Below are 8,394 nucleotides of genomic sequence, written 5' to 3'. Positions count from 1 at the left end.
GCAGTCGCTTTTCTTGTTCAGATAACACTCCTCAAATTAATGCGATTATCTCCCGAATACTTGCTTATTCGCAGGATTTCATACAATTTGTACTTAGCAAAGGGGGAGGACAGTGATATAGAGGAATTCCCTTTGAATCCGTCAAAAGTTTCTATTCATTTGATGACCTCAAGTTACTCCCAGGGGCAACACTTAAATACACAAAAAGTCAATCTATGATACTTAAAAGGACAAAGAAGGGAATTTCATCGCCATCAAAAACCACCCAAATATCTCCGTAATGAAAGTGTTCTTCAATTTTGGGGTAATTGTCTAACCTTGCATAGAAGCCTTCCCTTTCCTCGTTAAATTCTGTTATGTAGACAGATAATATAGATGCTGCACAGGTCGCCATGGAGAAAAAAGAACTGCGGCCGCCTTTTTATATGAAAAAAGGGCTTAGCGTGGGAAATCCGCATTTTATTGGCGGTAAGACAAAAAAGTAAAAGCATGGTCACGTCCGGCCAGGATGTGCTCCTTCATGGCAATTTCTGCACGTATAGGATCTCTATTGATGATGGCTGTTCCAATGGTCATATGTGCGGACAGAGAATTTCCAACTTGTTCATAGGAATATTGATCATAACTCTTATAGACAAGAGGAATCACCATGATTCGTTCGAGCATAACAGGGAGTTGGGGGTTTCCGGTGGCCACCCAAATGAGACGATGAAACTTCTCGTTGATCGCGACAAATCTATCGACATGTCCCTCCAGTTTACCTTGGGATTTAACGATCCCAAAAAAGGTTTCAAACTCTTCATTCAATGAGACAATTTCCTCACAATGATGCTCCTTGCAGTTTTGGGCAGCCTGCTCAGCAGCGTATCCCTCCAGCAAGACCCTCAGGTTAAAAATGTGAATAAGTTCTTCCTTAGTATACTTTTTAACGATAGCCCCTTTGTTAGGCGCGAACTGGATGAGTCCCTCGATTTCCAATCGACGTAGAGCCTCACGTACAGGAGTTCGGCTTATGCCTAGTTGTTCTGCCAATTGGGTTTCTAGTAATCGTTGACCTGGTTGCAAGTGGCCCCGGATGATCCAGGTGCGGATGGTTTCATACGAATCAGCCATTTTCATCGACTCCGTTTTCTTATTCAAAAAGGTAATAATTTAAATATAACATAATTGGGAATTAAAAAGGGGAATACCCCGGTGCTATGCGAAGGGAGGTATTCCCGAATCCTAGTTTACATGGAGTGTGAAGCGCTTTCATTAATGAGAATCTCTTTTTTTTCAATATCTTCAAGGCTGAGCTTTTTCGTCTCACTGCCAAGTACCAAAATGGTGATAGCCATGATGATATATAAAGCAAAGGAAAACCAGAAAACCGAATGTTGACCACCATGGGTAAACAGGTAGGCAATGAGATAAGGAGATAGAATCGTTCCAGCCCGACTAAAGGCATTGGCCACAGAAGAACCAGTCATCCGTACCGAAGTAGGGAATAATTCAGGGACGTAGCTTGCCAAAATAATGGCGATCAGAATGTTGCCGCCCATGACAAAAATGAACCCAAGACTCATAATTGCGGCAGGGCTGCTAGCCGAGCCATAAAATAGGCCAATGACTCCAAGGAAAACAGACATAAATGCTAACGTATATTTACGTCCCATGCGGTCGGCAAGCACGGCGGACAGTGCATTCCCAGGAATCGCACCAAGCATAATGACCAGTGAAAACGTAAAGGTCTTGACCGCGGAGAAACCTTGTGTAATGAAAAACGTAGGAATCCATGCGGTAAAAGTATACCACGTCGTCATCATAATCGTAGAGATAATAATGGACATAATAGTGATTTTGCGGATGCCAGGAGACCATATCGATAGGGTTTGTTTGGCATTTGCTGCTTTGAGCACAGGTTGCGGGACCGATTCAACGGGAGCCAGATTAGGAACTAATTGCTCAAATTGTACAAGAACTTTTTCCGCTTCCTCGTATTTGCCCTTTTGCTCCAACCAACGTGGGGATTCCGGCAAATATCGGACTTGCAGAGCCCATATAATAATCGGGGGAATTCCAGCAATCCAAAACATGATCCGCCAGCCATATTCAGGTATTAAATATAAGGCCACTAACGCAGCTGCCGGCTGGGAAAGGTTGATCAAAAAAGAGAGGGCGCTCGTCCAGAAGCCTCTCGTTCGCCTCGGAGCGAACTCCACCCACATTCCATAACCCACGACAATGACGGATCCTAAACCCAAACCCGCGATGACTCGAAAAACAATCAACCATCCAAAGGAAGGGGAAACCGCACATAATATGGTTGCGATTCCATACACCAAGAGCGAGTATTTTAATGTAAACTTCCGTCCAAAACGATCACCGACTACTGCAGCAATAAGTGTCCCAATCAATAAACCGAAGAACGTGCCTGATATAAAGGATGCATTATTTGCAACTGAAGAAAATTTTAAAGCCACCATTGAGGCAAGTACAGACCCTGCGATATAAAGATCAAATCCGTCAAAGAATCCACCGCCCGCTAAAAGAAACAAAATAGAGCGATGCTGTTTGGTCATTGGTAAGCGGTCTAACCGAGCTCCTGCAAGCACTTCTTTTCCCATTATAACTACCTCCCTTATGATTTTTTCCCTTCACGGTAAAATAAGAGTTAGATCACCTCCTCAGATTGCAGGATAAGAAACTCAGACTCTTCCATTCCTAGCCAATCGCAGTAGATTTCTCGGTTGTGTTCCCCAATTCTAGTTGGCCCCGCGTGGTGAATTTGCCCTGGGGTGCGGCTCAATTTAGGTACAATCCCTGGCATGGGGAATGAACCCAATTCGGGATGTTCAAACGGTACGATCATTTCTCTAGCGATAAATTGAGGATCGCTCACCATGTCTTGGGCATTATAAATCCGGCCTGCAGGAACACCATTTGTCGACAAAAGCTCTAACAGTTCTTGACATGGTTTGGTTTGGGTCCAGGCTTCAATCAGTTCATCTAATTCTTTTTGATTTTCCCCTCTTGCTTGATGGGTGGCATACCGTTCATTACTAGCAAGATCGGGTTGGCCCATAACGGCGACTAGTCGCTTAAACACGGTATCCGCATTTCCACCGATCGCAATCCAGGAATCATCACCGGTTTTATAAATATTCGAAGGAGCAACACCTGGAAGAATGTTTCCAGAACGTTCGCGGAGCTTATCTAGCAGCACATATTCAGGAATAGTCGACTCCATGACACCGAAAACAGCCTCGTATAATGCCGTATCCACCACCTGTCCCATTCCTGAGCGGCTCCGCTCATGGATCGCAGTTAAACATCCAATCATGGCATACATCGCTGCAAGGGAGTCGCCAATGCTGATGCCAACACGAACGGGCGGCCGGTCTGGTTCACCAGTAACATAACGCAGTCCTCCCATGGACTCGCCAATCGACCCAAATCCTGCACGATCTTTATAAGGTCCTGTTTGGCCAAATCCAGACGTACGAACCAAGATTAAACGAGGGTTAATCTCGCGCATGACCTCATACCCTAAATTCCATTTCTCCAATGTCCCTGGGCGGAAATTCTCAATGACAACATCTACATGTGGAAGAATCTTTTTAAGCAGCTCTTGCCCTTTTGTCGTTCTAAGGTTTAGACTAATGCACTTTTTATTTCGCGCTTGAATCGCCCAGAATAGACCGTTGTCTTCAATCGCAGCTCCCCACTTCCGCAAAGGATCCGGGCGGTCAGGCGGCTCAACCTTGATTACTTCAGCACCAAAATCGGCAAATAAACGTCCCGTGAATGGCCCCGCAATAAAGGAGCCAAGCTCCAAGACACGAAGATCGGATAAAGGAAAATCAGCTATCATTTTTCAACATCTCCTTTAGATTGTATACAAAAGTAAAAATAATATGGATTTTTTATAGTAACAATTATATAATTTTGATAAATTGTATGCAATACAAAATATTTTGAAAGTTGGTGCAATTTTGATTGAAATTTGCGAAGTCGGACCACGAGATGGCCTGCAGACAGAAGCTACCTATTTATCCGTTCAACAGCGAGTCGACATGATTACGAAATTATCGAAATTAGGCTTTTCAAAAATTGAATGTGTATCCTTTGTACGGGATGACCTCGTTCCCCAAATGGCCCATGCCGAAAAGATTATTGAGGCTTTGCCTAAAGAAAACGGAGTGAGATATGCGGGTTTGGTATTAAGCGCAGGGGGAGTACAAAGAGCGCTTCGTTTGGAAAATTTGACAGATATTCATTTTGCCATTGCCGCCTCTGATACCTTTAACAAAAGAAATGCGGGACGACCCACATGGGATACGCTTGATCGATTGTCCATTCCTATTAAAGAAGCGTTGCAATCGGGAAAACAAGTAACAGGAATTATCGCTACTGCTTTCGGTTGTCCGTTTGAGGGAATCATCCCGCTAGATCGGGTTTTGAAAATGATAGAATCCTATATAAATTTCGGAAATTGTCAAATTTGCCTCGCAGATACGACCGGGTTGGCCAATCCGAAACAAGTTCAACACATGATTCAAGAGGTTAATCTCCACTTTCCGGACGTACCCATCTCCCTGCACTTCCATAACACGCGAGGATTGGGGCTTGCCAACGTCTTGGCCGCTATTCAAATGGGGGTTACACGGTTCGATAGCTCCATCGGAGGGCTTGGCGGCTGTCCTTATGCTCCTTTAGCCGTTGGCAATGTCTGCACGGAGGATTTAGTAAATATGACTGAGTCCATGGGATTTTCCACAGGGATTGACCTGGATGGTTTAATCGAGACCGCCAAATGGACCGAACAGCAAGTCAAACGCAAACTCGATGGCCTTGTCATGAAAGCGGGACCCATAGGTTTACCATCTATGCCTTATGAACAATCCAGCTTAAATGAAAATGGTAAGATGTAGCAGGTGAAAATATGTAATGGCTGAGAAAACATTAAGAGAACGGAATTATCGAAACATCCCTCCGCTTGTTCGAGGTTCATGGTTTTCACAGAGTAAAAATATGGAGAAAGGGTAGCTGAAGTACCTATTTTATACTAGAGTTAGTTTGTAAGTACTGTACTTGAACTAACATGGAAGAACGAACATAAATTCCATTTTCTGTGGTGCAGCACTGATGCATGGATGGCTAACAGGTAGCATTTGTTGAATAGGAGCTCAAATAGACCGAGATAAAACTCGGTCTGTTTCTATTCTATAAACAAAAAAGGAAACAGCCATTCAACTAAAGGGTTCCGTTAACTATCGCAAATATTAAAAATGTCATGCGAAACGACCTTCAAATTGTATGGTAATTTGAAGGTCTATTTTCGTTGATATAAAGGGGTTTTGAAAATTATTTTGTGGAATTTGTATTGCAATTTGTATATTAAAATGTGGGGGTACAATAGCCGGTGTACTGCAGCAAAATACACTACATTTTTACTTACAAATTGATAAACAGAAAAATATTGTTGTTTTTTATTTAAGGTTAGGCTCTGTTAAAAATGAATGTTAGTTTCACTGCTTATGAAAATAAACGGTAAAATTCCGGCTAAATTGGGAAACACCCATATTTTCCGTAAAAATAAGGGGAGTTCTTCCGTATATATTATCCAAATCTTTGGAATTTGTCCTATTTAGAGCAGTTAATCGGAATATCTCCGCTTATACCCGCTTCTTAAGCTTCCCCTATATACATTAGCAGGAAATTCTCCGCCTATGAATTCTGATACCTACACAAAAATCGATACTGAGAAAGCGGAAATGGGTTGCAAACTTCGTTATTCGTAATCTGAAGGATTAGCAAATAAACGCAAAATAGCAAGGGTATAAACCCTTGCTTTTCTTCTAATGTTATTTAATCTCTCTAGCCTTAAATTGCCCTACATTTTATAGTGCAAAAAGGATTACATTTTGGTTTGCATTTTCCTGTGCAAATTGACGTTTTGCGATAGGAAACGGAACCCGTTACCATTCAACTGCTTCCTTTTTAAGACTCGATCATTGGTGTATCTCACATTAGGGCCTTCCTGCTTCAGCCCTTGCTGTTGTTGCGTAATCTGGGAATGCTGGGTCTGACACAGACTCTAATAACTTCGAATGGTCAGAATTCTCTTTTAATTTTTGGTTGGACATTGATCGGAATTGGTTCTTTATCTTTTCGATGTTTTCTGGAGAGGCAATGTTTTTCAATTGATTTATGACTTTAGTGCGAGATTCCTCATTCCTCAAAAGGTAAGCGGCTCCACCGATGGCTAATGTGCCAACAATCTTATTTATCATAATATCTCATCCTCCTTGTCAATATATTTATACCCTTTAATCCTATTGCTAAACAGTATCATAGTAGAGCTTATTTCTTTTTATAGGTGATAGAAGGTAAGAGTTTTTTTGTTCAAATTGAATTCTATTATAGGTATTTATGTAAAGTATTGATAAATTGTGACGAACGGAGCAGTTGAAGATGATAATAAAACCATTCTATATTGAATGGTTTTTATCTGTATCATAATTAGGTGTGGTAGAATTCAATAAGCGGTCTAATACTTTTCTGGTAATAAGAGTGTAGTTGAAACGGTAGTGAATGTTATTCTCACCTATAGGTGGCAAGAGTTGGAGATTCAGCTGCCATTTTGGCAGCTTTTATTATTGGACAAACGTGGCAGATTAGATTAAAAAATAGTAATTGTAATACCTAATTAAGCTACCGGAAGTAGAGTTGAATATGTTAATATTGTTGCGTGAGCTCTATTTTCTTTTTGAATTTTTTAGCAATTTATGAATAACCGTGCTTGTGAAGGAACCTAAAACAGCACTACCTGCAATATCCGAGGGATAATGATGTCCTAACCAAATTCGTGAAAATCCCGTTAAAACCGAGAACCCCAACATAATGGAACCAAGGATGCGTTGATAAAACATAACTACTGTTGAAATGGCAAAAGTTAGTAAAGTATGTTTACTTGGAAAGGAAGAATCTAATTTAGAAGGGGTAAGAATACCTACGCTCCTATTTATAAATGGACGAGGCTTAAAATAAAATAACTTTATTATAAAATGCATGAATAGCGTGATGACGATAGACACTATTGCTTCAATAATTACATTCCTTTTTCTAAAAAGCATAATCATTAAAATAAACAAGAAAACAAATTTTATCTTGTTGGATATAAGTATCATTAATTTATCTATAAGCCAATAACGTCCTGAAAGCAAATTTATTACACGAAATAGTTTGAAATCCATGCTTATTCACCTCGAATGCTAGAATGTTTCTCGATAAATTGATAAATAACTTTATTTAACTCACTAGCTGATTTAGTTGGGACCTGATGTTTAATCCCTTTAACCAAAGTTAATTCGTTTTGAGGAAGTTTACAATTTAATTGTTGTGCATAACGAAAAAATGGTTTATCCTTATCGCCATAGATTAGAGAAATAGGCATATTAATTTTCTCGAGTTGATCCGAACTTTTATAGTCCAAAGTGTAATCATAGTATTGCCAGATGTTCCTTACATCTCCTTTTTTAGCTTCTAGTAACATCATCTTGAACAACTCTTCTGTATCTGAATTGCTTTTTGATATTGACCAAGCCAAAGCAGGCAATGCTCCAATCTTTGCAAGATTTTTAGCAAGACGTATTCTGTTTATTAGTCGCCAGTCACTAACCTCAGACATACCACTAATCATGATTCCCCCTAAAGCACGTCTCTTTGATGTTGACAACAAAAATTCCAATAAGATAGATGCTCCTGCTGAATAGCCACATAAAAAGGCTTTCTCAATATCCAGATGGTTCATTAGTTTATTTATATCCTCTACGATTAGTGGGTAGGTAACGGGTTTGATTGAAAAAGGACTCCTACCATGTCCTCGTATATCAAAGGTAATGACCTGAAAATAGCGGGATAGTTCTTCTGCCTGATATATGAAGTTTATGGAAGTTAGAACAGGCGGATGGATAAAAATGATAGGAATCCCTTTACCTTTAACAGTGTAATAAAGGCTACATTCATCAACTTTGAGGATTGGCATTATTTCACCTCCCATTAATAAAATCGTGCTTTAATTATTATTTGGTATTCCCACTTATTTCATGAAAAATATATCGTGTAAGCGGACATTAAATATTCGATACTGCTTGATACTATATTTAAACTTACGTGGCAGCTAAGTTAAAGGAGTAATAGAATGGAGATGTAATAATATGGTATCGTTAATTTAATTGTTTACAATTATTAGGTAAAAGGAGATGTTTTCATTGAAGGACCAGTAAGAATATAGAGAGAATTGGAAAAGGTATAATATTTTTTACACTTTTGGTTGGTTTAATTGTTGGCATTATGTGACTTGGTATGTTGCATCTACTATCGGTGGTAGCTTTGGTGGGATAGTAGGAT

General features: G+C 40.1%; 7 protein-coding genes. 1 reads left to right on the top strand and 6 read right to left on the bottom strand.

Annotated features, from left to right (window positions below; genetic code table 11):
* Positions 1-459: 459 nt before the first annotated feature.
* From V7266_RS28785 to V7266_RS28775, 3 genes are all read right to left on the bottom strand, one after another.
* Positions 460-1,113: a GntR family transcriptional regulator gene (locus V7266_RS28785; protein WP_335472638.1), complete on the bottom strand. Its 654-nt coding sequence runs from the start codon at positions 1,111-1,113 to the stop codon at positions 460-462.
* A 116-nt stretch (positions 1,114-1,229) separates the two neighbouring features.
* Complete coding sequence (locus V7266_RS28780; protein WP_335472637.1) at positions 1,230-2,606, bottom strand: MFS transporter; 1,377 nt, start codon at positions 2,604-2,606, stop codon at positions 1,230-1,232.
* Positions 2,607-2,653: 47 nt separating this feature from the next.
* Positions 2,654-3,853 (bottom strand): CaiB/BaiF CoA transferase family protein, encoded by a 1,200-nt coding sequence (locus V7266_RS28775; protein WP_335472636.1) that lies wholly within the window; start codon positions 3,851-3,853, stop codon positions 2,654-2,656.
* Positions 3,854-3,974: 121 nt separating this feature from the next.
* On the opposite strand from V7266_RS28775, the gene V7266_RS28770 reads away from it, so the two are divergent.
* On the top strand, positions 3,975-4,913 hold the full coding sequence (locus tag V7266_RS28770) for a hydroxymethylglutaryl-CoA lyase (RefSeq protein WP_335472635.1): 939 nt from the start codon (positions 3,975-3,977) through the stop codon (positions 4,911-4,913).
* A 1,098-nt stretch (positions 4,914-6,011) separates the two neighbouring features.
* On the opposite strand, the gene V7266_RS28765 is transcribed toward V7266_RS28770, so the two are convergent.
* The 3 genes from V7266_RS28765 to V7266_RS28755 form a co-directional block, all read right to left on the bottom strand.
* Positions 6,012-6,275: a hypothetical protein gene (locus V7266_RS28765; protein WP_335472634.1), complete on the bottom strand. Its 264-nt coding sequence runs from the start codon at positions 6,273-6,275 to the stop codon at positions 6,012-6,014.
* A gap of 465 nt (positions 6,276-6,740) precedes the next feature.
* On the bottom strand, positions 6,741-7,238 hold the full coding sequence (locus V7266_RS28760; RefSeq protein ID WP_335472633.1) for a phosphatase PAP2 family protein: 498 nt from the start codon (positions 7,236-7,238) through the stop codon (positions 6,741-6,743).
* 2 nt (positions 7,239-7,240) lie between these two features.
* Positions 7,241-8,029 carry an alpha/beta fold hydrolase gene (locus V7266_RS28755; protein ID WP_335472632.1) on the bottom strand — a complete coding sequence of 263 codons (789 nt, stop codon included), beginning with the start codon at positions 8,027-8,029 and terminating at the stop codon, positions 7,241-7,243.
* Positions 8,030-8,394 lie beyond the last annotated feature (365 nt).

The organism is Neobacillus drentensis (genome assembly GCF_036965645.1).
Taxonomy (GTDB): Bacteria; Bacillota; Bacilli; order Bacillales; family Cytobacillaceae; genus Neobacillus; species Neobacillus drentensis_D.
The sequence above is the reverse complement of the archived record's forward strand: the minus strand, read 5'-3'. Positions and strand labels throughout refer to the sequence as shown.